The 26,387-nt window shown below is 70.2% G+C and carries 23 protein-coding genes; 9 read left to right on the top strand and 14 right to left on the bottom strand.

What is annotated here, in order from left to right:
• The first annotated feature begins 2 nt into the window (after nt 1-2).
• From eccCa to AC3CF1_RS18645, 3 genes are read left to right on the top strand one after another with little or no spacing between them, the layout of a single operon-like run.
• The gene (gene eccCa / locus AC3CF1_RS18655) at nt 3-3,962 is read left to right on the top strand and encodes a type VII secretion protein EccCa (protein ID WP_488450931.1); all 3,960 of its coding nucleotides are present in this window, start codon (nt 3-5) and stop codon (nt 3,960-3,962) included.
• Nucleotides 3,962-4,321 (top strand): hypothetical protein, encoded by a 360-nt coding sequence (locus AC3CF1_RS18650; protein WP_328369120.1) that lies wholly within the window; start codon nt 3,962-3,964, stop codon nt 4,319-4,321. Before eccCa ends, AC3CF1_RS18650 begins: the two co-directional genes overlap by 1 nt.
• Nucleotides 4,318-5,286 carry a DUF6177 family protein gene (locus AC3CF1_RS18645; protein ID WP_488450930.1) on the top strand — a complete coding sequence of 323 codons (969 nt, stop codon included), beginning with the start codon at nt 4,318-4,320 and terminating at the stop codon, nt 5,284-5,286. Before AC3CF1_RS18650 ends, AC3CF1_RS18645 begins: the two co-directional genes overlap by 4 nt.
• A 106-nt stretch (nt 5,287-5,392) precedes the next feature.
• Here AC3CF1_RS18645 and AC3CF1_RS18640 read toward each other — a convergent pair whose 3' ends face one another.
• The 7 genes from AC3CF1_RS18640 to AC3CF1_RS18610 form a co-directional block, all read right to left on the bottom strand.
• Nucleotides 5,393-5,734, bottom strand: a complete 342-nt coding sequence (locus AC3CF1_RS18640; RefSeq protein WP_355159590.1) for a toxin-antitoxin system YwqK family antitoxin — start codon at nt 5,732-5,734, stop codon at nt 5,393-5,395.
• Entirely contained in the window at nt 5,734-8,097 is a 2,364-nt protein-coding gene (locus AC3CF1_RS18635; protein WP_488450929.1) for a hypothetical protein, read from the bottom strand. Before AC3CF1_RS18635 ends, AC3CF1_RS18640 begins: the two co-directional genes overlap by 1 nt.
• Entirely contained in the window at nt 8,094-8,453 is a 360-nt protein-coding gene (locus tag AC3CF1_RS18630) for a DUF6507 family protein (protein WP_488450928.1), read from the bottom strand. The genes AC3CF1_RS18635 and AC3CF1_RS18630 overlap by 4 nt, the downstream gene beginning before the upstream one ends.
• 37 nt (nt 8,454-8,490) lie before the next feature.
• Complete coding sequence (locus tag AC3CF1_RS18625; protein WP_088950653.1) at nt 8,491-8,796, bottom strand: pore-forming ESAT-6 family protein; 306 nt, start codon at nt 8,794-8,796, stop codon at nt 8,491-8,493.
• Between the two features lie 21 nt (nt 8,797-8,817).
• Nucleotides 8,818-9,153 (bottom strand): hypothetical protein, encoded by a 336-nt coding sequence (locus tag AC3CF1_RS18620; RefSeq protein WP_088950652.1) that lies wholly within the window; start codon nt 9,151-9,153, stop codon nt 8,818-8,820.
• Nucleotides 9,154-9,307: 154 nt separating this feature from the next.
• Nucleotides 9,308-9,907, bottom strand: a complete 600-nt coding sequence (locus AC3CF1_RS18615; protein WP_488450927.1) for a class I SAM-dependent methyltransferase — start codon at nt 9,905-9,907, stop codon at nt 9,308-9,310.
• Between the two features lie 289 nt (nt 9,908-10,196).
• The gene (locus AC3CF1_RS18610) at nt 10,197-13,427 is read right to left on the bottom strand and encodes a S8 family peptidase (RefSeq protein ID WP_488450926.1); all 3,231 of its coding nucleotides are present in this window, start codon (nt 13,425-13,427) and stop codon (nt 10,197-10,199) included.
• Nucleotides 13,428-13,607: 180 nt separating this feature from the next.
• Between AC3CF1_RS18610 and AC3CF1_RS18605 the strand changes: the two genes are divergently transcribed.
• On the top strand, nt 13,608-14,108 hold the full coding sequence (locus tag AC3CF1_RS18605; RefSeq protein ID WP_124822440.1) for a sigma-70 family RNA polymerase sigma factor: 501 nt from the start codon (nt 13,608-13,610) through the stop codon (nt 14,106-14,108).
• Nucleotides 14,101-14,793 (top strand): hypothetical protein, encoded by a 693-nt coding sequence (locus AC3CF1_RS18600; RefSeq protein WP_488450925.1) that lies wholly within the window; start codon nt 14,101-14,103, stop codon nt 14,791-14,793. Before AC3CF1_RS18605 ends, AC3CF1_RS18600 begins: the two co-directional genes overlap by 8 nt.
• A gap of 19 nt (nt 14,794-14,812) precedes the next feature.
• Here AC3CF1_RS18600 and AC3CF1_RS18595 read toward each other — a convergent pair whose 3' ends face one another.
• Nucleotides 14,813-15,475, bottom strand: coding sequence for a type 1 periplasmic-binding domain-containing protein (locus tag AC3CF1_RS18595; protein ID WP_488450924.1), 663 nt, complete (start codon nt 15,473-15,475; stop codon nt 14,813-14,815).
• 80 nt (nt 15,476-15,555) lie between these two features.
• Between AC3CF1_RS18595 and AC3CF1_RS18590 the strand changes: the two genes are divergently transcribed.
• The 3 genes from AC3CF1_RS18590 (at nt 15,556) to AC3CF1_RS18580 (ending at nt 20,150) form a co-directional block, all read left to right on the top strand.
• On the top strand, nt 15,556-16,875 hold the full coding sequence (locus AC3CF1_RS18590) for a HupE/UreJ family protein (protein ID WP_488450923.1): 1,320 nt from the start codon (nt 15,556-15,558) through the stop codon (nt 16,873-16,875).
• 144 nt (nt 16,876-17,019) lie between these two features.
• Nucleotides 17,020-18,993, top strand: coding sequence for a purple acid phosphatase family protein (locus AC3CF1_RS18585; RefSeq protein ID WP_354983332.1), 1,974 nt, complete (start codon nt 17,020-17,022; stop codon nt 18,991-18,993).
• Between the two features lie 89 nt (nt 18,994-19,082).
• The gene (locus AC3CF1_RS18580) at nt 19,083-20,150 is read left to right on the top strand and encodes a WxL protein peptidoglycan domain-containing protein (RefSeq protein WP_488450922.1); all 1,068 of its coding nucleotides are present in this window, start codon (nt 19,083-19,085) and stop codon (nt 20,148-20,150) included.
• 12 nt (nt 20,151-20,162) lie between these two features.
• Here the strand turns inward: AC3CF1_RS18580 and AC3CF1_RS18575 are convergent, their stop codons facing one another.
• Complete coding sequence (locus tag AC3CF1_RS18575; RefSeq protein WP_435794479.1) at nt 20,163-20,345, bottom strand: hypothetical protein; 183 nt, start codon at nt 20,343-20,345, stop codon at nt 20,163-20,165.
• 311 nt (nt 20,346-20,656) lie between these two features.
• Between AC3CF1_RS18575 and AC3CF1_RS18570 the strand changes: the two genes are divergently transcribed.
• Entirely contained in the window at nt 20,657-21,628 is a 972-nt protein-coding gene (locus AC3CF1_RS18570) for a quinone oxidoreductase family protein (protein ID WP_210923515.1), read from the top strand.
• A gap of 4 nt (nt 21,629-21,632) precedes the next feature.
• On the opposite strand, the gene AC3CF1_RS18565 is transcribed toward AC3CF1_RS18570, so the two are convergent.
• From AC3CF1_RS18565 to trpS, 5 genes are all read right to left on the bottom strand, one after another.
• Nucleotides 21,633-22,223, bottom strand: a complete 591-nt coding sequence (locus tag AC3CF1_RS18565) for an HAD family hydrolase (protein WP_488450921.1) — start codon at nt 22,221-22,223, stop codon at nt 21,633-21,635.
• 39 nt (nt 22,224-22,262) lie between these two features.
• Entirely contained in the window at nt 22,263-23,519 is a 1,257-nt protein-coding gene (locus AC3CF1_RS18560; RefSeq protein WP_488450920.1) for an RNA polymerase sigma factor, read from the bottom strand.
• A gap of 2 nt (nt 23,520-23,521) precedes the next feature.
• A complete protein-coding gene (locus tag AC3CF1_RS18555; protein WP_179783609.1) occupies nt 23,522-23,869 on the bottom strand; it encodes a YciI family protein in 348 nt (115 codons plus the stop codon).
• An 86-nt stretch (nt 23,870-23,955) separates the two neighbouring features.
• Nucleotides 23,956-25,179: a low temperature requirement protein A gene (locus tag AC3CF1_RS18550; protein ID WP_354983336.1), complete on the bottom strand. Its 1,224-nt coding sequence runs from the start codon at nt 25,177-25,179 to the stop codon at nt 23,956-23,958.
• Between the two features lie 59 nt (nt 25,180-25,238).
• Complete coding sequence (gene trpS, locus AC3CF1_RS18545) at nt 25,239-26,297, bottom strand: tryptophan--tRNA ligase (RefSeq protein ID WP_141911733.1); 1,059 nt, start codon at nt 26,295-26,297, stop codon at nt 25,239-25,241.
• Nucleotides 26,298-26,387: the final 90 nt, after the last annotated feature.

Here is a 26,387-nt window from a genome sequence, read left to right as displayed (position 1 = left end):
CGATGTCGACCCGCATGGTGCACCGCCCCACCCGGATGGCCCGCCCGGCATCCACCATGGACCCGCTCGTGCTGGACGCGCCACCGCAGCTGCCCGACGGCCGATCCGCGGTGGGGCTCCAGGCGCTGCTGCCGATGGCCGGCGCGGGGGTGGCGATGAGCATGATGATGTTCATGCGCGGCTCCGGCTTCGCGGCGTTGGGGGCGGTGGTCATGGTCGTCGCGCTGGCCGCCGCCGGGGCGATGTACCTCACCCAGCTCGGCAAGGCCGGTCGGCAGCGCCGGGTCCAGCGCGAGCGGTACCAGGACTACCTGGAAGAGCTACGCGAGCAACTGCGCGAGGACGAGCAGCGCCTCCAGGAGCAGGCGACAGTGCTCGACCCGCCGGTCAGCCGACTGCTCGACGTCGTGCGCAGCCCGGCGCGGTTGTGGGAGCGCCGCCGCGCCGACATCGACTTCCTACGGGTACGGGTCGGCATGGGCGCGCTGCCCGTCCGGCCGATCCAACTGCGCGAGCAGAGCACACCGACCAACCCCCTCGACCCGTTCATGCGCCACGAGGCCCACTCGCTGATGCGCCGCTTCGAACTGACGCCGGGGCTGCCGCTGCGGGTCGACCTGGACTGCGCCGGCGATGTCAGCGTGATCTCACCGGACCACCAGGAGGTGGTCGCCCTCGCCAGCGCCATCCTCGTCCAGGTCGCCGCGTTCCACGCCCCCGACGACGTGACGCTCGCGATCGTCACCACCCCGGAGCGGGCGGTGACCTGGCAGTGGGCGCGCTGGCTGCCGCACCTGCTCGACCGGACGTCGATCGGCCCGAGTGGCCCGACCCCGCTGCTGGTCACCGCCCCAGAGACGCTCGCCGAGCTGCTCGCCGTGGACCTGGAGGAGCGGGCCACCAACGCGCTCAAGTCCTTCCGCCACAACGCCGGGCGCGCCGAGGCCCGTACGCGGTCGAGGTTGCTGGTCATCGACGATGCCCACGGCGAGGTCGCACGCGGGTTGGCGAGCCCCGACCAGTTCGTGAGCCTCGGGAGCCTCGGGGTCACAGTCGTGCACCTGCTCGCCGACCGGCTGCACGAGCCCGGCGACATCTCCCGGCGGATCACCATCGACGGCAGCTCACTCGTCCTGGAGGACCTCACCGCGTCGCCGCCGATGACCGTGACCGGCACTGTCGACGAGGTGCCGGTGCCGCTCGTCGAGGGCCTCGCCCGGGGGATCGCGCCGCTGCGGCTGTCGGCCGACTCCTACGACGACGGCACGGGCACCCCGCCGGCGGACTTCCAGGATCTGCTGGGGCTGTCCGATCCCACGAACCTGGACCTCGCCACGCTGTGGCGGCCACGGGGCGAGCGCGACTTCCTGCGCGTACCGATCGGGGTCGACCCGGTGGGACGCCCGGTGCTGCTCGACCTCAAGGAGTCCGCTCAGCTCGGGATGGGTCCGCACGGGCTGTGCGTCGGTGCCACCGGGTCGGGCAAGAGTGAGCTGTTGCGGACGCTCGTGCTCGCCCTGGCGGCGAGCCACCCGCCCGACCGCTTGGCGATGGTGCTCGTCGACTACAAGGGTGGCGCGACGTTCGCACCGTTCGCCGAGATGCCGCACGTCTCCGGCCTGATCACCAACCTGGTCGCCGACGCCGCGCTGGTGGAACGGATGTACACCAGCCTCGACGGCGAGGTGCAGCGCCGCCAGCAGTTGCTCGCCGACGCGGGCAAGGTCACCGACATCGTCGAGTACCACCTGCTCCGCGCGGTGCAGGGCGAGCGCAGCACCCTCCCACCGCTGCCGCATCTGCTCGTGCTCATCGACGAGTTCGGCGAGCTGCTCGCCGCCAAGTCGGAGTTCATCGACCTGTTCCTCCGGATCGGGCGGATCGGCCGGTCCATCGGGGTGCACCTGCTGCTGTCCAGCCAGCGGGTCGAGCAGGGCAAGATGCGCGGCCTGGAAAACTACCTGGCCTACCGCCTCGGGCTGCGCACGCTCACCGAGATGGAGTCGCGCACCGTTCTCGACACGGTCGACGCGTTCCAGTTGCCGCCGTTGCCCGGCAACGGGTATCTGAAGGTCGACGTCTCGATCTACCAGCGGTTCAAGGCCGCCTACGTGTCCGGCCCGCTCACCGACGGCGCCGAAGCAGAGCTCGCCCCGATCGTCGGCCCGTTGGCGAAGCCCATGCCGGTGTTCGGCACCGTCCGCCGGGACACCGATGACGACGCACCCGAGGAGCCGAAGGCGACCAGACGCACCACCGGCCCGACGCTGCTGTCGACAGTGGTGGAGCAGATGTCGATGAGTGACCAGCGTGTCCAGGCCATCTGGTTACCACCGCTGCCGGCCGCGCTCACCCTCGACCAGGCGGCCGGTGGGATCCGCAGCACCCCGGACGGGCTCCGCCTGGACATCGCCGAGCAGACCGCCACCGGGCTGCCGGTGCCGCTGGGCCGCCTCGACGACCCGGCCCGCCAGTGGCAGGGCCCCTGGCTGATCGACCTGGCCGTGGGCGGGGGCAACGCCCTCGTACTCGGTGGACCCGGCACCGGCAAGACGACAGCGCTGCGCACCCTGGCGCTGGGCCTGGCCACCACCTACCGTCCGACCGACGTCGGGATCTACGGCATCGACCTGCTGGGCAACGGATTGGCCGGCCTGGCCGAGCTGCCCCACGTCGGCGGCGTCGCCAGTCGAGTGGACCGCGAGCGCATCCGACGCACCGTCGACGAGGTGCACGCGATGCTCGCGCAACGTCAGCGCATCTACACCCAGCACCAGTTCGACACCATCAACGACCTGCGTGCCGCCGACGAGCGCGTACGCGCGGAGCTCGGCTGCGTCGACGTGGTGCTGTTGATCGACGGGTACGGCCAGCTCAACGCCGAGTTCGAGAGCCTCGAACCCAAGGTGCACGACCTGCTCGCCCGGGGTGGCCGCTACGGCATCCATGTGATCGGCACCGCCCGGCGGTGGAACGAGGTGCGCGCCGCGCAGCAGGTCGCCTTCGCCAACCGGATCGAGCTGCGGCTCACCGAGCCCGCCGAGTCCAGCATTGACGGCAGGCTGGCCCGGGGCATCCCGGCGGACCAGGCTGGCCGGGCGCTGACCAGCGGCAAGCTGTTCGCCCAGGTTGCCCTTCCGCGCCTGGACGGCCAGCCCGACCCGTCGAACGCCGGCCTGGTCGCGGCCGTGCAGTCGGTACGAGGATCGTGGTCGGGGCCCGTGCCGCCACCCGTCCGGGTGCTGCCCGCCGTGCTGCCGGTGGCCGACCTCGCCGGCACGCCGGCCGGGCACGGGGTGGTGCCGTTCGGTCGGTTCGAGAGCGACTTCACCCCTGCCGTGCTCGACCTCTTCGGCCGCGACCAGCACCTTCTCGTCCTCGGCGATCCCCGGACCGGCAAGACGAACCTGCTGCGGCTGGTGGCCGAGGAGTTGATGGGGCAGTTCACCTCCGACGAGCTGGTGTTCGCCGTGTTCGATCCGCGTCGGGGGCTCGCCGACGTGGTGCCGGAGTCCTACCTCGGTGGTTACGCCACCAACGCCACACTCGCCCAGCAGTTGTCTGCGGCGGTGTGCAAGGAGCTGGCGAAGAGGCAGCCGTCCGAGGCGGCACGTCCACGGATCGTGCTGCTCATCGACGACTACGACATCCTCGCCGCGTCGGCCAGCCAACCGCTCGGCGCGTTCGTCCCGTACGTGGCGGCCGGGCGCGACACCGGGCTGCACGTCGTGATGACCCGCCGGGTGGCCGGCGCCTCACGTGGCCTGTTCGAGCCGTTCCCGCTGGCCGTTCGCGAGGCCGGCTGCCTGGGCCTGCTCATGTCCGGTGACCGGACGGAGGGGCAACTGTTCACTGGCGTACGGCCGATGGTCCTACCGGTGGGGCGCGGACAGCTCATCCGCCCCGGGCACCCCCCACGCATGACCCAGACCGCGTACCTCGGCGAGACCAAGGAGCACTGATGACGTACGACACGGTGGCCCTGTGCCGCGCCGAGCCCGACGCTGCCGCGATGCTCGGCGCCCTGCTCGCCGTCGGGTCCGATCTCAAGATGGACACTGTCGACTCGGCCGGGCTGGTGCAGTTGTTCGACCCCGGCGACGGGCGGCTGCTGCTGACCGTCGAGACCGCGCGACTGGTGCAGGTGCCAGGGGAGGCGGAGAGGCTGCTCGGGGTCACGCTCGACGACTCCTTCGGCGGCCGCGTCTGGTGGGTGGAGAGTCGGGCACCCGACGGCGACCCGCGGGCCGCCGAGGTGACCCGCCGCTTCACCGCCGCGCTCGTATCGATAACGGGAGGGCTGACATGGGCGGACCGATGACGGGGACGACCGACACGATCAGCGACAAGGCCGTCGTCCTGCACCAGCACCGTACGGTGGTCGGCCTGTCGCCCTGGCTCGCCGAAGCCGCTGTCGACGCGGTCCGCAACGGGCTGATGCTCCAGCTCGTCACTCCGGCCGACGGCTTCATCACGTACCCGGTCGAGGTGATGCTCGCGCAGGCACAGGGGCAGTGGGTGGTGCGCGCCGACGACCAGTACCGCGACGGGCTCACCGGCCTGCCGCTGCAGTGGGACGGCCACCGCTTCTCGTCCGCCAACGGCTCCCGGGGCGCCGGCGCGCTGCCGACCTCCGAACCGTGGACCGGCGGCCTGGAGATCCAGATCGTCACGCTGCACCCGGCCACCGAGGCCCTGGACCTCGGCGCCAGCACCGAGGCCGCCGTGCGCGCTCTCACCAGCAACGATCCGGCCGGGTGGGGCGTCGCCGAGCCGGTGACCGAGACATGGTCGCGCCGCGACCTCACGTCCTTCTGTCGTACGCGCGCACCGGCACCGACCAGCGTGGCGATCGTCGGCGGCGACAACCGGTCGGCGCTGCTCGGTGTCCTCACTGTCGAGCGGGTCGACGTCGGCGTCCGCGAACAACTCCGGCTGGCCGGCCCCCCACTGTCGGCTGTTGACGAGGCGACGGTCGAGGCACTCGCCGAGAAGCTGGCGTCGACCGTCCGCAGCATGATCGTGGCCGTGCACCCGGGCCGGTCCGGCGGAGTGCGGTCCAGCACGCCGAGCCTTCCCTCGCTGCCGTGGGGCATCCTGGTCGGCCGTCAGGAACAGGCGCTCGACTCCGAGCCCGAGATCGTCAGCGGTCGGGCACTTGGCCGAAGTGCGCGTCGAGCGTGGTGGTACAGGTTGGACGGCGGGCCGAGCGCTCCGTACGAGAATCTTTCTGCCGTGCTGCGCCGCTACGGTCTGAGCGATCCCGGACGGTCTCCGCAGCCCTGAGGCCACGAAGACCGTCCGAGGTGGTCAACAATTGAGGCGCTCGCCGAACACTGGTTGAACCGTCGGGATGGCCCAGTCCGGCCATGGTGCGGGATGCCTTGGGAGGCTACGAGCGGTCCTCGGTCAGATTTCCCTGGTCATCCCAACGCTTTCGGCTTGCTGGCAAGTTCTGGTCGCCGAACACGGTGCATTCGGCCAGCTGGCCGTTTTCATGCCACCGTCGCCATTCCCCGACGTTGCGACCGTAGTCACGCACGCCTTCCTGCTTCTTTTGGCCATTCGAATACCAGATGATCTGAGGCCCGTGGGGAACGCCGTCGAAGTAGGTGGCGAGCTCGACGATATTCCCCTCGGGACCCATGGCTGTCACCTCGCCGGTGAAGGGTTTGTCACCGTGCATCACCCGAAGGTCGTCACCTACGTAAGTCTCTTCCTCGTCAACACGCATCAGTCACTCCACGGAGGCTCGAACGTATCCTTACGCCGGTAGTCGCCAGGCGGGAACTGGTAGCGACCGGTGTAACTCGGGACGCCCCGGAGTATACTGCTGCAGTTTCCGCAGGCTGGGGCCGGGTCGCCGGGCGAATGGCCACGTCCGTCCAGCCAGCGTGGATCGAAACGCATTTCTTCGAGGACGTCCCGGCCCAGTGGCGGTGGCTCCGAATCCGGGCCGTGTTCGCGTCTCCATTGCTCATCGTGCAATCGTTGGCGCTCCCACAGCAGCTCATTGGTCGCCTTGACCTCGGCGTGGCGTAGCGGATGGTCGAAGTGCGCCTGCCCATCCAGCACCGCGTCCTTGGTCACGATTTCGCCCGCGTCGTTCCGGACTGCCCGGCCGGTTACCGGATCGAGCACCGGCACCTGCGCGGCTTCGGTCTCCGATCGCATGACCGGGTGTTTCCACTCCGCCATGTCCAGGTAGTTGTCCCGAATCAACGGGTGCAGATTCTTCGGCTCGATCAGGTCAAGATCGGTGCCGTTGACGCCTTCGGCGATCTTGCCCGTGCGGAGATCGATGGCGGTGGCGGACACTGGGCCCTCGCCTCGTTCGCGCCCCGGTGCATGGTCTTCAATTGCACGCTGCCGGGACAGGTCTTCCATGTAATCCCGGACCGGCTTGCCATCGATCTCGGTAATAATGCCGTCTCGAGTCGTTACTCGGCTGGTGTCACTCACGTCGATTTCATCGACGATGGAGCCCCGGCTCGGGTCTCGCGCGTAATCCGGATCCCTCAGGTTGGGAGCGGGACCCGGGTCCTCGGGTTCGGGGAAGTTTGGCGGGTTCTCTACGCGCTGGTCACCCGCTGACGGCGGCTTGTAGTCTCTCGCGTTGTCGGGCTCGGGCGGCCCACCTGACACGGGCTCGTTGTCGGCAGTCCCCTCGCCGCGTTCGCCGCCGCCCTGCCCTGTGGGCTTGTCATCTGGATCGACGTCAGGACCCGAGTCGTTGCTGTCGTTGTTCCGAGGGCTGCCGTCGGGATCCACGTCTCGACTTGGCGGGTCGCCTTCGTGCCCGCTCGGCGTCCGTGGCTCAGGGTCCGGGTGGCCGCCGCCAGGGCCGTTGCCGGAGTCCATGTTCATCGGGTTGCCGCCGCGGTCGTTCGGCATCTCGACGTCGAAGCCGCGCCCTACCGGCACGTCGCCGGCGATGGCGGGCAAGGGCCCAATCTGCGGAATCTGGATGTCGAACTTCTTGGCGAAGTTGATGGCGACCTCGCCCACCGTGGGCAGGTTGTCGAGCCAGTTGCCGGCGCGGACCAGCCCGGCGCCGATTCGGGCGGCGGTCGCGCTGCCCCGGATGCTGTTGACCGCGGCACCCGCGCCGCGTACGCCGGAGCCGGCCCCCTTGGTGCCGACGACGGCGGAGACGATGTTGAACGTGGCGAGGCCGCCCGCCCTCGACTTGTCCTCACTCCACATGTCGTAGGCGATGATGCTCTTGCCGGCGTTGAGGAGAAGGTTGCCCGCCTCGCGCTTCTCCAGGAACGGCATGCCGACCGTCTGGTCGATCACGATGGTGACCGGGTTGATGTAGATGGAGACCGCCCAGACGAACTTGCCGAGGCCCAACCATGACTGGCCGGCGGTGCCCCAGCTCCATTCGCCGGTCGTCGGGTCGCGGCCGATCAGCCCGCCGAGGTCTTCGAGCATGGTGACGAAGCCTTCACCAATGCCACCGAAGAACGCGCCCACGTCACCGAGGAACCCGCGGTCGTGCTCCTCGTTGCTGCCCCAGGGCAGTGCGCCGTCCTCGCCGGCCGCGGCGTTGAGCGTGTCGGCGTTGAAGCCGTACTCGCCGTCGTCGGCTCGGCCGTCGGCGTTGTCGACGCGGTACTGGCGGCCCCCGTACAGAGCGTTGATTGTGTTGGCGCACTTGCGCTGCGCCTCGAAGAACGCCGCGACCTGCGTGTTCACCGCAGAGATCAGGCCGTTGTGCTGGTTGACCTTGCCCTCGTCCTCACGCCAGTCGTCGTCGTCCTTTGTCGACTCGACGAACTGCTCCGCCTGGCCCTTCAGTGCCGCGAGTTGGGCCTTGATCTCCTTGACCTCGCTGGCGTACGTGGCCAGGGCGGTGCCGACGGCTTGGACGTCCTCACCGACCGAGGCCGACACGGTGCGTATCGGGCCGGAGGCGGCGAACAGTTGTGCCGCCTCCGGTGCCTCGTATACCGCAGCCAACCCCTGCCAGGTGGTGTCGATCGTCTGACCGGTGTTGGCAAAGTCGACACCGGTCGTCTTGATCGTCTGTGCGTGGGTGGCCAACTGCTCCATGTTGCCGGGGATCTGGGGAATCTCCCCCGGATTGATCATCGCGGCACCGCCCCACGGCCCGGCCCCGGCATCGTCGCCGAGGGGTCGGGTGCCGCCGAGGCACTGCGTTGCGCGTTGGCGGCCATGTCCAGATCACCCTGGACGTAGGCGTTGGTCGCCTGTGCCGCCGCATTCATGCACGCCCCCGTGCGAGTGAACACGAACTCGAGGTCCGTTTTGATCGACTCAACGAAGCCCTGAAGTGCCTGGCCGACGATCTCCGAACTCGACTGGACGGCGGAACCCTCCAGCGCCGAGTTGAACTTGGTCATCTGCTCCTCGAACGGGGCGGCCGCGGCATGGGTGCGATTCAGGACGTCGCGCACTCCACCGGGGGAGATATCCCAGGCGCTCACGCTTGTGCTCCCTCGTCAACACTCGATGGAAAATAACTCAGCCGATGGACTGCACCGCCGTGCGCGCCTTGGACAGCGTGGTCGTCGCCGTCTCGTCGTTCTTGACCATCGTGGTCTTCACCAGATCGATGATCGTGCGCACCTCGCCGGCGGCGCGGTTCCACCGATCCTCGACGGTCCGGTATTCCTCGGAGACGCCGTCGGCCTGGAAGTCGGCCATCGCGGCCGACACGTCGGCGCTGCGCTGCGAGATCACGGCCTCCAGCCGGGCGATGATCCCGGCGAGGTCGCTCTGGACCTGCTGCGAGGTGCCCACGTCAAAGCTGCGTCGATCAGTGCTCATAACCTGTCACTCCCCCGGGAATCAGCGGCTGCTCGAGAACCTGGCCGCGTCGAAGTTGGCGGTGCCCGCCGCCGACGACGCGTTGTCGGCCATCTCGGTGTCACCCTGGCCGAACGCGGAATCCATTCCGCCCTGACCGCCCAGAATCGCGCCCAGCGCGGAATTGAGAGAGGCGGTGATCGAATCGGCGTTGGCCTTGAACGAATCGAATGCCACCCGCCCGGCACCGTTGAAGTTGCCCTGCAGCGGCTCAGCGGCAGCGATCAACTGCTTGATCAGGCTGCCGAGATCATCAGATGATCCCTGGGTCTGCTTGGTGAGGCTGCCGAGAGTCTGCGCTCCCATGTCGAACTTCATGCCGCTCCTCCCCGTGCCGGGACGAATAACGTTCGCGGTCAATGCTACGTCACCCGCGCCACCCGGTTTGGCATCCACCGTCCGCAATAGATCAAATAGCGGTTGTCTCGGCGGGGCCCCGAAGATGACCACACCGCATCCGCAGATGCACGATTCAGTCGATTGGTGTGGCGCTCACACAGGTGAGCACCTGGCTCTTACCGCGAGTGGCGCTTGCTGTGGTTGTCGCGAACCCGTGCGCTTCGAGCAGCATCGTGGTCGAGGTGAGGTTCGCGGTGGCATGTGCGGCTGTGGGCCGTTCGCCGAACACGTAGAGCTGCCCACCAGGCGTCAGCAGGCTCCGCATCCGTTCGATCTGCTGTGTTGCGTCGCCCAGCCAGAAGATGCTGACGTTCACTGCGAAGATCTTGTCGAAACGGAGCGAATCGAAGTCCGCCGACTCGAATCCGACACATCGAATTTCAGCTCGGCCGGCGTTGATATGGGCCATGTTCCGTTTGGTGGCAATTCGCACCATCGTCGCGGCCCGGTCGATGGCGACGATCCGGCCGGTCGTGAGTCGGCTGGCGACCAGAGAAACGGCGGCCCCCCGACCGCATCCGATCTCCAGCACCTTGTCGTCGGATGAGACAGCCATCGTCTGGATCGCCCAGCGCTGCCGGTGGGCGGTCTCCGGCCGCACCGGCTCGTCCGGCGAGGAGGCGGCATCGCCGCTGGCGGAAGCCGGATCGTGGATGGGCAGAGTGCGCTTCACAACGTCACCCGTGGTGCCTGCTCTGCTCACGCATCTGATTCCACCCTGCCGGACGCGTCGGTGCACCGTGTCCTCGATCACCGGTGGCGCGCATCCGCACGCGGAGTCGCGCCGATCAGTGCGCGGGTAAGGGCGCGATGTCCGGTAGGCAGCCGGGCGTCGATCTGCATGGCCCCGATGGCCTGCGGCACCGCCATCGGCATGAACGCCAGGCCCGCCAGCACCGAGGCACTGAGGTCCGGTCCGGGGCGGCGGCTCAAGCGGCCGCCACCCCGGACCGGGCAGTGTGTCAGGCGATCCGGTAGGCCCGCTGGATCGTCTCCGTGACCGTGTTGCCGGCGGTGTCGGTGGCCGTCAGGCGCAGCGAGACGAACCCGGCTCGCCGGGGGTGACTGATGAGGGCGACGTTCCGGAGCACCGGCAACGCGATCCACGTCCTGCCGTCGTCGAACGACGCGGACACGCCGAGACTGCGGTTGGCCGCCGCCGTCGAGCCCGCCTGCCGATCCAGCGCCAGCGGGATGGTCGTGATCCGGCCCGCCCGGCCCGTGTTGGTGTCGTCGAGCACGGGCGTCGACCGGACCGTCGTCAGCGGCAACCGTTGCGGCGACGTGGTGTGCGCCGACGTGAAGGTCCAGGCCACCGAGACCGACGTCGACAGGGTGTCCGGTGCGCCCCGGGTGGCCGTCGCCTCCAGACGGTAGGTCGCCTTGCCGGCGGGCACCGCGAACTCGGCCCACGGGCTGTCCGAGGTGCCGATCTCCTTGCCGTCACGCAGTAGCCGGATCTGCACCGGCCGGTCATCGCGGTTCGCGGGGCGACCCGTGGCATCCCCGAACAGGGGCAACGACGCGACCGAGATGGTGTCGCCGTCGCGGCCCGCGTACCCCAGGGGCGACAGCGTCGGTGCCTGGGCCACGGTGGGCCCGAAGGGCGCCGCGTTCCAGGTCTGGGTGTACGACCGACCCGCTGTGAAGGTCGACGTCTGCGTGGTGGAGTTGTCGCCCTCGACGAACGTGGACGTCCAGCTGATGCCACCGTCGGTGTTGTGGTACTCGGTGCCGCGGAACGGCAGGTCGATCGGCGTCCTCGAACCGATCGGGCCCGAGCCGCCGGGCGCCGCCGCACGGTGCAACCGGACGGCCGTCGTCGCCGTGGACTGGCTCCGGTAGGTCGTCCGTACGGTGGCCAGGTTCTTCGGTGAGAGCTTCCTGGTCAGGCCCGTGAACATGTCGCCCGGGCGGACGTACGCCAGGTCGTACGTGTAGGGGCTGTTCCGGAAGGTGCCGTCCCTGCCCGGTCGGGCGAGCCCGACACCGAGCGTGGCGGTGAACTCGGGTGCCGCGACCGCGGGCCCGATCCGGCCGAAGAAGACGTCCGCGAAGGACACGCCGCTGAGCTGCACGCCGGGATAGCGGAAGCCGTCGTCCCAGTTGGCGCTCACGTTGATCGAGGTGGCTGCGGCGTCGCGCTCCGGCCCGGTCAAGGCGACCGGTTTGGCGTTACGGGCGTCGAGCGCCTCGGTGACCGGGCCGCGTACGTCCAGGACCGGCTGCACGAGCAGGGTCGACATGTCGGCCTCGTGGATGGTGCTCCAGAGCGCGTAACGGCCCTTGGGAAGGCGCAGGATTCCGCCGCCCGGGGCCACGGCGAGGGTGCTGAACTCTCCGGTGGCCAGGTTCGCGGCCACTGTCGTGTACTCGGTGGCCGGCCTGCCGTCGCGTCCGGTGTGGTCGAGCCGTACGTCGTAGCTCTCGATCTCGCGGTTGAGCGCGAACGGCGTCCGTACCCGCAGGTCGCCGGCGCCGGTCGCGGTCAGCGCCCCCTGGTAGACGCCGTCCGGGGCGTCCACCCGGGTGTCCACGGTGATCGTCGCCTGGGCGCGGCCACCGGCCGGCACCACCAGGGTGGTCGGGCTGACGGTGAGCATGCCGGACGGGGCCGGGGCGATGCCCAGCGTCAAAGTGACCGGCGCGGTGCCCGTGTTGCGATAGCCGACGACCTGGGTGACCGGGGTGTCGTCGGCGTGCGGCCAGCGCTGGACCGGGAAGTCGATGGCGGCGACCTCGGCGGCGACCGGTTGGGCGACCGCGCGGGCGATGTCGACCCGGCCGGCGCCCTGCTCGTAGATGGTGTCCTCGCCGGTCGGCTTTGCCGAGTCCATCAGGGCAGCCTTGAGCTGCGGGCCGGCCCAGTCCGGGTGCTGCCCGGCGAGGATCGCGGCGGTGCCGGCTACGTGCGGCGTGGCCATCGACGTGCCGGACATGGTGGCGTACTCGCCGCCGGGCGCGGCGGCCACGATGTCGACGCCGGGCGCGCTGATCTCGGGCTTGATGTGGTTGTCGCCGATGCGCGGACCCCGACTGGAGAAGTAGGCCCGCTGGTCGTCGGCGTCGACCGCGGCGACCGCGAGGGCGTCGTCGGCGGAGGCCGGTGAGGACACCGACTTCGGCTTGCCCTCGTTGCCGGCCGCGACCACGAAGAGGGTGCCGTACCGGTGGCTCAGCTCCTGGACCGCGGTCTCCAGCGGGTCGAGTCCGGGCGCGTCGTCGCCGCCCACGCTGAGGTTGACCACCCGCGTCTGCGGCGCGAGCCATTGCATGCCGGTGATGATGTCCGAGTCCTGGCACTCGGTGGTGGCGCAGACCTTGCCGACGAGCAGCTTGGCCCCCGGCGCCACACCTCGGTACCTGCCGCCGGACGCGGCCCCACTGCCGACGATGGTCGACGCCACATGGGTGCCGTGGCCGACCGCGTCGCCGGGGTCGTTGCCGCCGGTGAAGTCCCGGACCTCGGTGAGGTGCCCGGCGAAGTCCGGGTGGCTGGCGTCGATTCCGGTGTCCAGCACGCCGACGGTGACGCCGGTGCCGTCGAAACCGGCCTGCCAGGCCGCCGGCGCACCGATCTGCGGCACGCTGCGATCCAGGGAGACCTTGCGCTTGCCGTCCAACCAGATGTGGGTGACGCCGGTGGTGAGGGTGCGCGCAGAGGTCGTCCCGCGGGTCAGCGAGGCCCAGAGCGTGACCCGGTCGTCCCGGCCCGCCCGGACCGCGAGCGCGTGGGCGGCCGGCAGGTCGGCCCGCACCCGCCCGTCACCGCCGACGGTCGCGGTCCGCGCCTGCGCCGCCTCGTTCTCGGGGTACGCGACCAGCAGCGGCAACTCGGCTGCCCGGTCGTCGTAGCCCAACTCGCCGAGCGCGGTGAGGTCGAACAGCCGCCGGTCGAGCCGACCGTCGCGCAGCAGTGGCATCGCGTCGACCGGGATGACGTACTGGTGACCGTCCTCCCGACTGCTCACGAACCGCATGCCGGCCCGTCCCTGCGCCCGCTGGATGTCCGGCCGCCCGTCCGCGTCGAGCGTCACCCGGTCACCGGTGATCAGGGTGAAGGCGCCGGAAGTGCCGGAGCCGGCGGCCGTCGGCCTCGTCTGCGCGCTCGCCGGTTGGGCCGCCAGGCCTGCCGCGACCAGCGCGGTCGCGAGTACGCCGGCTGTCAGGGCGCGTCGTTGCCGTCGTCGCACATCGTCCTCTCCGCCACGGGCCTCTCCCGGGACGGCACGATGACGCCTGGCCAGGGCGTCAGGTTGATCACAATGCTGTGATGGCGGTCACATTCCTGCCCCGCGCCGACGTGGCCGGTCGGCCCGGGCGAGTTGCATGCGCGGTGACCAGGGGACGAGGCGTGGGAGGGCACCGGCCGGATGCGTGATGCCGAGGAGTTCGACGCCCTCTACGCGGCCTGTGCGGGTCGGGTCGTGGGTCACGTGTACGCGCTGACCGGCAACCGCGCCGAGGCGGAGGACGCCGTCGCCGAGGCGTTCATGCGGGCCTGGCAGCGTTGGCGGACGGTGCGGGAGACGGACAGCCCGGAGGCCTGGGTCCGCCGGGTGGCCTCGCGGATCGCGGTGAGCAGCTGGCGCAAGGCCTTCAACCGGGTACGCGCCCACCGTCGGGCCGCCGTCGACCAGGGCGTGCCCGGACTGAACGAGGACCACGTCGCCCTGTTGCAGGCGCTCCAGCGGCTCAGTGCCAACGAGCGCCGGGCCGTCGTGCTGCACCACCTCAACGATCTCAGCGTCGCCGAGGTGGCAGCGGAGATGCAGGCGCCCGTCGGGACCGTGAAGACGTACCTCGCCCGAGGTCGGAGAGCGATGGCCGGGCTGCTGACCGATGCCCACCAGGAGGAGACCTCCCATGGCTGATCCGCGCGACGACCTCACGGCGATCGCCGACGAGGTTCGGCGAGTCACCACGCTGCCCGGGGCGCAGGCGTTGCGTCGCCGCAGCGACCGGCGACGGCGACGCCGGACGGCCGCCACCGCAGCCGGGCTGGCTGTCGTGGCCGTTGCCGCCGGCACCGCGCTGTCGCAGGTACGGGCCGACGTCGACACGCCCGATGTCGGCCCGGCCAGCCAGGCCCCACCGGCTGTCGTGCCATCCGTGACCGCCACCGCCGGTCCGCAGGAGATCCTCGGTGGCAGGCGTCAGGTCCGGATCGTGGTGCCCGGCATGAGCGGAGCCGCGTTGGTGATCGGCCCTGGCACCGACCAGGTGCGGGCCGTCAGCGAGCCGGGCATCGACGACGTGTCGCTCTGGGTCCTACGCCCGCAGGGCGACAGGTACCAGATCGCCTCGACGACGGGTGCCGGTGCGGTCTGCATGACCGTCGTGCACGACGCCGCGCCGGGCAGCGTGCGCGGCCGGGGGTGCGACCCGGCCGCCGAGACGCAGTTCTTCCGGATCGATCAGGTCCCCGACGGCAGCTACTCGATCTTCCAGGGCAAGCGCTACGTCCAGGTGGTCGACGGCACCAACGCCCTGGTTCCCGACCTGCCCGAGGGCCTGACCACCACGTACGAGTTCGAGGATCGCGGGCCGGCCCGCTGAGCAGACCTGACCGACGGGATCAGAGCCAGACGACGATCCCGGTCAGGTCGTTGAGGACCGCGGCCACGCCGGCCCGGATGGCCGCCGCGCAGCGCTCGGCCGTGAACGACTTCGGGTCGTACGTCGAGGACGCGCCCAGCCCTTCCCCGCGGAACGACGCGCCGTCCCAGTCGACCGCTGTGACGTTGTGGGTGGGCTCGGCCAGTTCCGCGCCCACCACCAGGAACTTCTCGTCCAGGTGGCTCGGGGTGACCAGCGCGAGGGGGTCGATGAGGTCGTTGCCGGCGCCGACGATGAGGTCCGGGCCCATCTCCATGGCCTTGGCGATGCTGGAGACGGCGTCGTGCGCAGTGCCGACGACGATCGTCCGGAGGTCGACGTGCTCGTCGTCGGCCCACTCCTTGACGGCTGTCACGAGCACCTTGGTCGGGTCGTCGTCCCCGGAGGTCAGCAACACCACCCGGTAGTCCTTCGGCGGGTGGACGCCGTCCCAGGAGCCCGGCTGCGGCGTGATCGTCGCCTCCGGAGCGGGTGTGGTGGACGGGGCGACGAATCCTGGGCCGAGAGTGCCGATGGCGGCGGGCTCAGGGTGTGGGTGTGACCAGTCGTCGCCGGAGTCGCAGCCGGTGATCAGGGCGACGGTCGCGGCCAGCATGGCAACGGCCCGGAGCGGGGGGCGCAAGGCGATCGTCCTTTCGAGTGGTGGCGGAAAGTGCGCGTACGTCTTCGTATTCCTATCTCAATTCTGGTCGCCAACTATCCGTGGATGGGCGCTCGGGGTCTTTGTTTTCCGGCGGTTCGTCGGCGCGCGGGCTGGTGTTCACCCGCGCCGTGCAACGTGCACTGGCCAACCGAGGGAGTCGCATGTCAGGGCGCGTCCGCCGTACCGTAATCGTCGCCGCTGTCGGGATCGCCGCAGCGGTGATTCCTTTTCTGGGCGCCGGAACCGCGTCCGCGCACGGCTTTTCGTCGACCGTGTACGCGAAAATCTCTGCGGGAGACGAGGGTCACGTCCGCACGGCGTTGGAGCTCGAATACGACCTTCTCGTGGTGTCCGCCGCCGATTCCGCTGACGCCGATCCGCTCTTCCAGGCGGGAACGGCCGCGTTCGAGGCGGGTGACGCCACCGCCCAGGCGACGGCCCTGAAGAGCCATGCCTCGACGGTCCTCGCGTACGTCGCCGACCGCTTCTCGGTCACGTCGGGGAGTACGGCCTGCCGACCGACAGAGGTGGGCGACGCGTCGATCGGCGAGCGCGAGGGCGTGCCGTACGCGGATCTGCTGCTGGACTGGACCTGCCCTGAGCGGGGCGACGAGCACGAGGTGCGCAGCGGTCTCTTCCCCGATGGCGAGGGCTACGTCAAGGACACCAAGACGATCGTCACGTACGAGATCGACGGCCGGTCGGGCAGTGCGGCGCTCGACGCCGACCACCCGACCTTCTCCACCGGGCAGGCCTGGTACCAGCGGTTCGGCGAGTTCTTCCTGCTGGGCGCCGAGCATCTGCTCTCCGGGATCGACCACATCCTGTTCCTGCTGGCGTTGATCGCGGGATCGCGGCGCCTTCGCGAGATCGTGCTCGCCGCCACCAGCTTCACCCTGGCGCACTCGGTGACGTTCATGCTCGCCGCCCTCGGCCTGGTCGAGGTGCCGGCGGCGATCGTGGAGCCGGTCATCGCGTTGTCGATCGCCGTCGTCGCCGGCTGGCACCTGTGGGGGATCTGGCGGCGCGGTGCGCACGCGGCCGACCTGGAGACGGCCGGGGCCGGTCACTTCAGCCTCGACCGGGCGGGCTGGATCCGCCTCGGGGTGGTGTTCTGCTTCGGCCTGGTGCACGGTCTGGGCTTCGCCGGCGCATTGGGCATCGACGAGGCGTGGTCCTGGACCCTGCTGTGGTCGCTGCTGGTGTTCAACGTCGGCATCGAGGTCGTTCAGTTGACGATTATCGCTGTCGTTTTCCCGCTGCTGTTCGTGCTGCGCCGCCGTGCGCCGAAAGCCGGCCTCTGGGCGACCGGGGTTGTTTCTGCGGGCGTGTCCATTATGGGATTGATCTGGTTTGTCCAGCGCATTTCTGGATCATGAGTAGGGCTAAGTAGTTCGTGAAGTGCAGTCTTTCGCAAGATCACGTTCATGGTTGGTTCATCAGGCGGCGAAAGCGTGGATCTGCTTCCCCAGCGTCGGGTGAAGGCACAATCCATTTCTCTATTTGAAAAGGGAACAATGTCGATGACATTGAAGACCTCGACACGGGCCTCCTGGCTCGTGCGGCGGCGTCTGGTGGCCGGGGTCGCAGCCGGCTTCCTGGGAATGGGCGCGGCCCTCGGCAGTGGCCTGCTGGCCACCGCGAGTGCGGCCGAGTCCACCACGATCAGCAGCGTGGTCCTCGGCGTCGGCGCCAACGAGACCCAGCGCATCGTGAGCTGGTATTCCTCGGCCGACACCGCGCAGAAGATCCAGCTCGCCCCGACCGCCGAGATCGTCAACGGTGAGTTCCCGGCCGGCGCCGTCAGCTTCGACGCCGTCGGTGCGGCGAACACCTCCACCACCGGCTTCAACCGGCACGCCACGATCAGCAACCTGCGGGAGAAGACGGCCTACTCGTACCGGGTCGGCGCCGAGGGCAGCTGGTCCCCGACGTACGCCTTCAAGACGCAGGACTTCGAGGGCGACTACGACTTCCTGTTCTTCGGCGACCCTCAGATCGGCTCCTCCGGCGACCGGCTGAAGGACCAGGCCGGCTGGGAGGACACCCTGAAGGTGGCCACCGCGGCCAACCCGAACGCCGAGCTGCTGGTGTCCGCCGGAGACCACGTCGAGAGCGCCAACGACGAGGGGCAGTGGACCTCGTTCCTGGCCCCCGACCAGCTGCGCCAGGTCCCCCTCGTGGCCACCATCGGCAACCACGACGTCGGTGGCAAGTCGTACGAGCAGCACCACTTCACCCCGAACACCGACCGCTCGTCTGCGTACTACAACGGGGACCAGGCGACGCGGTCCGGCGGCGACTACTGGTTCATCCACAAGGACGTGCTGTTCATCGACCTGAACAGCAACAGCTACGTCAACCCGGCGGACGGCTCCGCCGGCGGCGACGCGGCGCACGTCGCGTACGTCACCGACGTCATCAACAAGCACGGCTCCGAGGCCAAGTGGAAGGTGCTGGTCTACCACCACTCCATCTACTCGCCGGCCAGCCACGCGACCGACACCGACAACAAGCAGCGGCGGGAGGACTTCACCACCGCGTTCTCCAACCTCGGCGTCGACATGGTGCTCCAGGGCCACGACCACAGCTACACCCGCAGCTACTCCATCAAGAACGGCCAGAAGGAGAACCCGGCCGAGAAGCCGGGTTCCGCCGACGTGTTCCCCGGCCCGGGTGGCGTCATCTACGTGACGGCCAACTCGGCCTCCGGCTCGAAGTACTACGACATCAAGAAGCCGGACAACACCGGCACCGGCATCCGCGGCAACGGCCCGGACCCGCTGGACCCGAACAAGTACTGGTACAACTCCGTGCAGAACCAGGAGCACGTCCGCAGCTACGTCAAGGTGCAGGTCCGTGGCGACAAGCTGGTCCTCGCGAACGTCCGCAGCGGCACCTGCGCGGCACCGAACGCGGCGGTGGAGAAGGGCCTCTCCTGCGTCAACACCCCGGACGGCCAGCCGGTCGGCTCGATCGTCGACAACGTGACAGTGCACCCGTTCCACGGTGACGGCCAGGCCATCCAGGTCAACGTGCCGAACCCGGCTCCGGGCGAGTTCGGCTGGACGATCGACGGCTACAACGGTCTGGTCGACCTGGGTACCGCGCAGGAGCGCGACGGCACCTTCTTCGAGGCGACCGGCAAGATCAACCCGATCCTCGTGTCGGACAGCCGCCGCTCGCTCGCCCCGTGGTCGATCTCGGCCAACGTCGGCGACTTCCAGGACGCCGAGAAGAAGTTCTCCGGCTCCTACCTGGGCTGGACCCCGTACGTGCTCGACGGCGGCGCGGGCGCCGAGGCCGGGGCGCCGATCCTGTCGTCCTACGACGACCAGGGCAAGGGCCTCTCGGTCTCCAGCGGGCTCGGCGCGGCCGCGCAGGGTCACCCCCGGGGCGGCGCCAAGCTCGGCGCTGACCTGGACCTGAAGATCCCGGACAGCATCGCGAAGGGCAGCTACCGCACCACCCTCACGATCACTGCCCTGAGCAGCTGACCGGACGTTCCACTCGGCGGGGTAGGCACCTTCGGGGCCTGCCCCGCCACCCATGTGCCACCCTCCCAAGATCACCTCAAGGAACCGACATGTATCCGTCCGTAACGCGCTGGAAGACAGTCCTTCGTACCACCGCGCTCTCCCTGCTCGCCGCCGTCGCGGCCGTCGGTGTCGGTGCCGGCCCCGCCTCGGCGGCGGACGGCAACGTCGCCTGGACGGTCCGGACGGCCTCCAACGGCTACGGCGAAGCCCGGTCCAGCTACAGCTACAACGTCAATCCCGGTGGCGCCGTCGAGGACGCCATGGTCGTGGCCAACCGTGGCCCGTCGCCGCTGATCCTGTCCGTGTACGCAGCCGACGGATTCACGACCGACGCGGGCCAGCTCGACCTGCTCACCAAGGACAAGAAGTCCATCGCGGTCGGCGCCTGGGTGAAGGCGAAAGCCGAGAGTGTCGTGATCCAGCCCGGGAAGACCGCGCAGGTCCCCTTCACGATCGGCGTTCCGGACAACGCCACGCCCGGTGACTACGTCGGCGGCATCCTCACCGCGCTGACGCAGGCCGACCAGGCCGAGGGCATCAACGTCGACCGGCGCCTCGGCATCCGGATCAAGTTGCGGGTCGGCGGTGAGCTGAAGCCGAACCTCGCGATCGAGGACCTGCACGTGACGTACGCCGGCTCGGCCAACCCGTTCGGCAAGGGCGACGCCACCATCACCTACAAGGTGCACAACGTCGGCAACGCCGCACTGTCCGGGCAGCAGGCGGTGTCGGTCTCGGGCCCGTTCGGGTTGCTGGGGGTACGGGCCAGGGACATCGCCGCGCCGCCGGAGCTGCTTCCGGGTGAGAGCTGGAACGTGACGGTGCCCGTGCACGGCGTCGCCCCTGCCATCTCGCTGGCCGCGACCGCGACCCTCACGCCGCTGCTCACCGACGCGTCGGGCTCCACCACCTCGCTCAAGCCGGTCACGGTCACCGCGCACGGCTGGGCCCTGCCGTGGACGTTGGTGCTGGCGCTCGTCGTCCTGGTCGCCGCGCTCGTCGGGGCGTACCTGTATCGGCGCCGCAACCGGACGCAGCGCAAGGTGCGCGAGGACGCCCGGGTGCGCGACGCCGTCGCGCAGGCGCTGCGCGGCCAGGAGCCGCAGACGCCCTGATCCCAGCTGCCGTCAGCGCCGCTGGCGGTGGTCGCCGGCGGCGCTCGCGCGGCGGGTCAGACCGAAGGCGACCGCGATCACCGCGACCACCAGCGCCGCTGCCAGCGCCGGTGCCCAGGTCGGGGCGGCGCGCAGCAGCACCGTGCCGAGCGCGGCGCCGAGCACCAGCCCGGCCAATCGGCCGACGCCACCCACGTCGGCGAACCGGTGCGGGTCGACGATGCGACGTCGGACCAGCTCGGTCAGCGAGCCTCAGGAGCCAGGCCGTTGCCCGCGTCGACGGTGCGCGCACGGTGCTGCCTCCCGTCGTCCTGCCACCAGCCCTGGCCCGGCGCCGACTGACTCCGGGCACGCAGCCATTCCCGTGCCCGTCCCGACTACGCCCGCCGGGACACGCCGCGAGCGGACGGTCGCCCTTGTGGGTGAACGGCACCCGGCACCGGGGTCACGTCTGTCCCCGAGCCGGCATGCTGCGACGGTGACGCTGGCACGGGAGGGGAATCCACATGGTTGACGGGGATGTGCCAGAGCGGATGCAGGCCGCGGCCCTGGACGATTTCGGTGGGCCGGAGGTGATCACCCTCCGCAAGTTGCCGATCCCCGAGATCGCCGACGACGAGGTGCTGATCAAGGTCTGGAGCGCCGGCGTGGGGGTGTGGGACGTGTACGAGCGGCAGGGCGTGCTCGTACCGGAGGGCTCTGCCCTTCCGATCGTGCCCGGCTCCGACGGTGCCGGCACCGTCATCTCGGCCGGCAGCAAGGTGTCCAACGTCGCTGTCGGCGACCTGGTCTACGTCTCCGCCACCACCCGGCCGAAGGGTGGCTTCTACGCCGAGTACGCGGCAGTCAAGGCGGAGTACGCGGCCAGGGTGCCCGATGGCGTACCGGCGGAGCACGCCGGCGCTATGCCCACCGACGCGCTGACCGCGCTGGCCGGACTCGACACCGTCAGCCTGTCGACCGGCGACTGGTTGCTGATCTTCGGCGCGAGCGGCGGTCAGGGACACCTGGCCGTGCAGCTGGCCAAACGGCAGGGACTGAACGTGATCGCCGTGGCATCCGGTGCGGACGGCGTCGCCCTGGTGACCCGGCTCGGCGCCGACGTTTCCCTCGACGGCCACGGCGACATGACCGACGTGCTGGCCCGGATCCGGGACGCGGCGCCGGACGGGGTGAAGGCCATCCTGGCGATGGCCGGCGGTGCGACCCTCGACCGGCTCACCGAGGCGCTGGCCGACGGCGGGGTCGTCGCGTTCGCCCACGGGGTGCGGCCGGAGCCGCAGGAACGGCCGGGCGTCACGGTGCGGGCCTACGACGGCGAATCGAGCCCTCGACAGTTGCAGCGCCTCAACGAACTCATCGAGGCCGGGCCTTTCGTTGTGCACGTCGCGGAGAAGTTCCCGCTGGGCAAGGTGCGGGACGCGCACCAGCGCCTGGAGACCTCCTATGCCGGCAAGCTCCTGCTGACGGTGGCCTGAGACCTCAGGACGTGCGCTGTTGCGGCACGCGTACCGATGCCATGCCGGCTGCGGTCGCGGCCTGGATGCCCAGGTCGGTGTCCTCGAAGACCAGGCACGACTCGGGCGCTACGCCGAGGTGTTCCGCCGCCAGCAGGAATGCCTGCGGGTCGGGCTTGGCCCGCGTGTAGTCGTCGGCGCAGACCAGCACGTCGAACCGGTCCAGCAGACCGAGCGCGTCGAGGGAGGCGGTGACCGAGGCGCGGGTGCTGCCGGAGACGACGGCGAACGGGACCCGCCGGTGCGCGTCGTGGATGTGCGCCAGCACCTCTGGCACGGCCGCGAGCTGCGGCAGCAGCTCCTCGTAGTAGCTCTCCCGGCGCTCGACGACCGTCGCCACCGGCATGCTCAGACCCTGCTGCTCGTTGAGGGCGACGATGATGTCGGCCGTCGGCCGGCCGCCCCAGGCGTAGAAGAGGTCCTCCGGGAACTCGCAGCCCCACTCGCCCAGAGCCCGCTGCCAGGCCACGTAGTGCAGCGGCATCGAGTCGACGATCGTGCCGTCGCAGTCGAACAGGTACGCGGCGAACTCACCGGGAGGCAGAGGCAGAGTCACCGGGGAAGGGTACAGCGCGCGCCGGCCATCGAGCTCCGCTCACGGGCTCGTGACGGCTTCCAACTGGCGGAGCAGGAACACCCGCTCCGGTTCCGTGGCGACCAGCTCCAACGCGCTGCGGTACGCCGCCGCGGCCTCGTCGTACCTGCCGAGGCGGCGCAGCAGGTCGGCCCGCGCCGCCGGATAGGGATGGTGGCCACGCAGCCGCGGCTCGTCGGCCAACTCGTCGAGCAGGGCGAGCCCCGCCTCCGGCCCGTCCCGCATCGCCACCGCGGCGGCCCGGTTCAGCGCGACGACCGGTGAGGGCACCAGGCTGAGCAGGACGTCGTAGAGGGCCACCACCTGCGGCCAGTCGGTGCTGGCCACGTCGGCGGCCTCGTCGTGCAGCGCGGCGATGGCGGCCTGCACGCCGTACGGGCCGGGCGCCGGGCCGGTCAGCGCGACCACCACCAGCTCCCGCCCCTCCTCGATCATGGGGCGATCCCAGCGTCCGCGATCCTGGTCGTCGAGGAGGACCATGGCGCCATCCGGCCCGGTACGCGCGTCACGTCGGGCATGGACGAGCAGCATCAGGCCGAGCAGCCCGGCGACCTCCTGCTCGGCGGGCAGCAGCCGACGCAGGATCCGGCCCAACCGGATGGCCTCCTCGGCCAGGTCGATCCGTTGCAGATCCGGGCCGGAGCTGGCGGCGTATCCCTCGGTGAAGACCGAGTAGACGGCCTGGAGCACCGTGGGCAGTCGACCGGGCAGCTCGTCGTCGCCGGGCACCCGGAACGGGATGCGGGCGTCCCGGATCTTGCGCTTGGCCCGGACCAGCCGTTGGGCCATGGTCGCCGGTGGCACGAGGAAGGCCCGCGCGACCTCGGCCGTGGTGAGGCCGGCGAGGAACCGCAGGGTGAGTGCTCCCCGGTCCTGCGCGGCCAGGGCCGGGTGCGCGCAGGTGAAGAAGAGCGCCAGCCGGTCGTCGGGCAGATCGCGGTCCGCGTCGGCGGGTGGGGCGGGGTCGGCCCGCTCGGCCTCCGCCCGGAGGACGGCGAGCCGCGTCGCCAGCACCCGGTCGCGACGCAGCCGGTCCACGGCGCGACGCCGCGCCGTGGTGAGCAGCCAGGCACCCGGCCGGCTCGGGACGCCGTCGGTCGGCCAGTGCACCAGCGCCGCCTCGATGGCCTCGGAGGCGACCTCCTCGGCCAGGCCGAGGTCACCGAAGCGGCGCACGAGCGAGGCGAGCAGTCGGCCGCGTTCCTCCCGGAACACCGCCTCCACCGACGACCCGACTGCTGCCCTCTCGTCCGGCACGGTCAGGCCTGCATGTCGATCTCGAAGATCGGACGGACCTGGACCGACCCGGTGCCGATGGCCCCGGGACTGCGGGCCGCCCAGTCCAGCGCGGCGTCGAGGTCCGGCACGTCGATGACGTCGTACCCGCCGAGCAGCTCGCGGGTCTCGGCGAACGGCCCGTCGGTGATCGTGCGCTCGCCGTCCGGGCCCACCTGCACTGTCGTGCAGGTGGTCAGGTCCTGCAAGGGGTGCCCGGAGACCCAGACCCCGGCGTCCTTCATCTCCCGGTCGTAGCGGATCCAGTCCTCGAAACTGCACCCGTTGTCGACAACCTCACCGTCGACCATGGGGCTCATGAACAGCAGCATGTACTTCACGTTTCGGCTCCTCTCGGTGCGGCGTGTCGCCGTACAGCATGACGACGAACGACCCACGGGGATGTCGACACGGCACGTCAGGTTTTTTGCGGGCCGGAGTTCACGCGTGGCGCTGCTTGTGCCCAGTCGTGTTGATCGACCCGCCGCTCGAACCAGGTGACCCCGATCAGGAAGACGGTCAGCAGGGCGAGCGCCGCCAGCGGGGGCAGGGACCGGCCGATCGGCAGCAGGGCCAGAGGCAGCAGCGCGGCGACGACCTGCGTCGGGTGGACGACGCGCACGGTCAGCCGGCGGAACACGAGCCTGCTGATCAGGTAGACGGCTGCGCCGCCGTAGAGCGCGGTGGCCGCTTCCCAGCCCAGCGGGTTGGAGTGACCCGACTCCTCGCTGAGCTGGCTGATCACCTCCTCGATGCCGAGCGCCACGTAGATCGCACCGATGATCAGCGGGGAGTGCCCGATGCCGTACGCGTCGCCGGCCACGCCGGCCCGTCGCTCATCCGGCACATCGCTGACGGCCTTCCTCGCGGCGGGCGCCAGCCGGTCGAAGTAGAGCCACCACAGGCAGACAGTGCTGGTGAGGCCGAGCAGCGCGGCCACCACCGCCGCACCGACGGGTGCCATCGTCCGTGGCCCCGCACCGGCGGAGATCAACGACTCGCCCAACGCGATGATGAGCACCAGGCCGAACCGCTCGGTGAAGTGGTCCACGCTGCGCAGTTGCCACGGCCGGAAGGCGGAGGCGATCCGGGCGCCGCCGATGTCCACCAGCAGCGCGACCGTCCAGAGCGCCGTCTGAGCCGCGCCGCCGAGCAGCGCGCCGCCGACCAGCGGGAGCCACGCCAGCACCACCGGCACGGTGAAGAAGCGCAGCGTCGAGCGCAGTGGCGGGTTCGTCGCGCTCACCCAGAACAGGACCACAAGCTGCACCGCCCGGCCGACCACGTAGGCCAGGGCGAGGGCGAGCGGGGCGTCCAGCAACCCCGGACCCTGTTTCCACGCGTCCGGCAGCACCAGCGCGACCACGAAGATCGCCGCCATCGCGACCAGGGTCGCCGCGCGGACCAGGCCGACGTCCGCGCGGACCAGGTTTCCCACCCAGGTGTACGGCCCCCAGGAGTAGAGCAGCAGCAGGAGGAGGAGCAGCCCCTGAGCCAGGGTCAGCGCGGTCGGCGATCCGGCCATGAACGTGATGACCCGGGTGAGCGCGAAGACGAAGACCAGGTCGAAGAAGATCTCGAACATCGTGGTCCGGTGCGTCTCCGCAGCCCGCACCGGACGCTCGTCGAAAATCCCCCTCATCCTGGCATTCTGCCCAGGTCGGTCGAGGGTTCATCCGCTCTTCCCGCCGGGCGCCGGCCTCAGGCCGAGGCGTCGGTCCGCCGCCGGCTCCGCTCGGCCCGCCGCCGCACCTGCTGGTACGCGCCGGTCAGCCCCATCGCCCGGCGTACCTCGATCAAGGTCTGGCGTACCTCCAGGCGGGTCCGCTCGGTGCCCTCGACGATCAGCCGGTCGACCAACCCCCGGTCGGCTTCGATCTCGGCCCGGCGCTGCCGGATCGGCGCCAGGAACCCTTCGAGCGCGGCCACGAGCCGTTCCTTGACCTCCACATCACCCACCTGCCCGGCCCGGTAACGCCGGGCCAGGTCGGCCACCTCGTCGCGGTCCGGATTGAAGACCTCGTGGTACGCGAACACCGGGTTGCCCTCCACCGTGCCCGGCACGTCGGCCCGTACCCGGTTGGGATCGGTGTACATGCCGAGCACCTTCCGACGCACGGTGGCGGCATCGTCGGAGAGCGCGATCGAGTTGCCCCGGCTCTTGCTCATCTTGGCCGCGCCGTCGGTGCCCACCAGGCTCGGTGTGTCCGCCGGGATCAGCTCGGGCACCGGGAAGACCGGCCCGTAGAGATGGTTGAACCGGCGCGCGATCTCCCGGGTCACCTCGACGTGCGCGGCGTTGTCCCGACCGACCGGGACAACCTCGCCCTTCACGCAGAGGATGTCCGCGGCCTGGAGCACCGGATAACCCAGCAGCCCGTACGGCATCTCCTCCTTGCCAGCGTCGCGGGCCATGTCCTTGAGCGACGGCACCCGTTCCAGCCGGGGGACGGTCACCAGGTTCTGTAGGAGGGTGTTGAGGTCGCCGACCTCCGGGATGGCCGACTGGAGGTAGAACGTGGCGCTCTCCGGGTCGACGCCGGCGGCCAGGATGTCGGTGACCATCTCCCGGGCGTTGCCGGAGACCTGGTCGATGTCCTCGCGGCGGTTGCGCGTGGTGAGCATGTGCAGGTCGGCGATGATGAAGAAGCTCTCGTAGCGTCGGTGCAGCCGCACCCGGTTGGCGATGCTGCCGACGTAGTGACCGAGATGAAGGCGGCCGGTGGGCCGGTCGCCGGTGAGCATTCGTGCGACGGACATGGTGGTGTGCCTCTCGTATCCGAGGTTGGGTGACGCGTGGGCGCGCGCCGAGTGGGGCCGATGTTCAGGCCCCCTCGGTCAGCGGGATCG

This window comes from Micromonospora sp. MGP-C2 (assembly GCF_057766525.1).
Note: the sequence above shows the minus strand (reverse complement) of the source record. Positions and strands in the feature narration are given on the sequence as shown.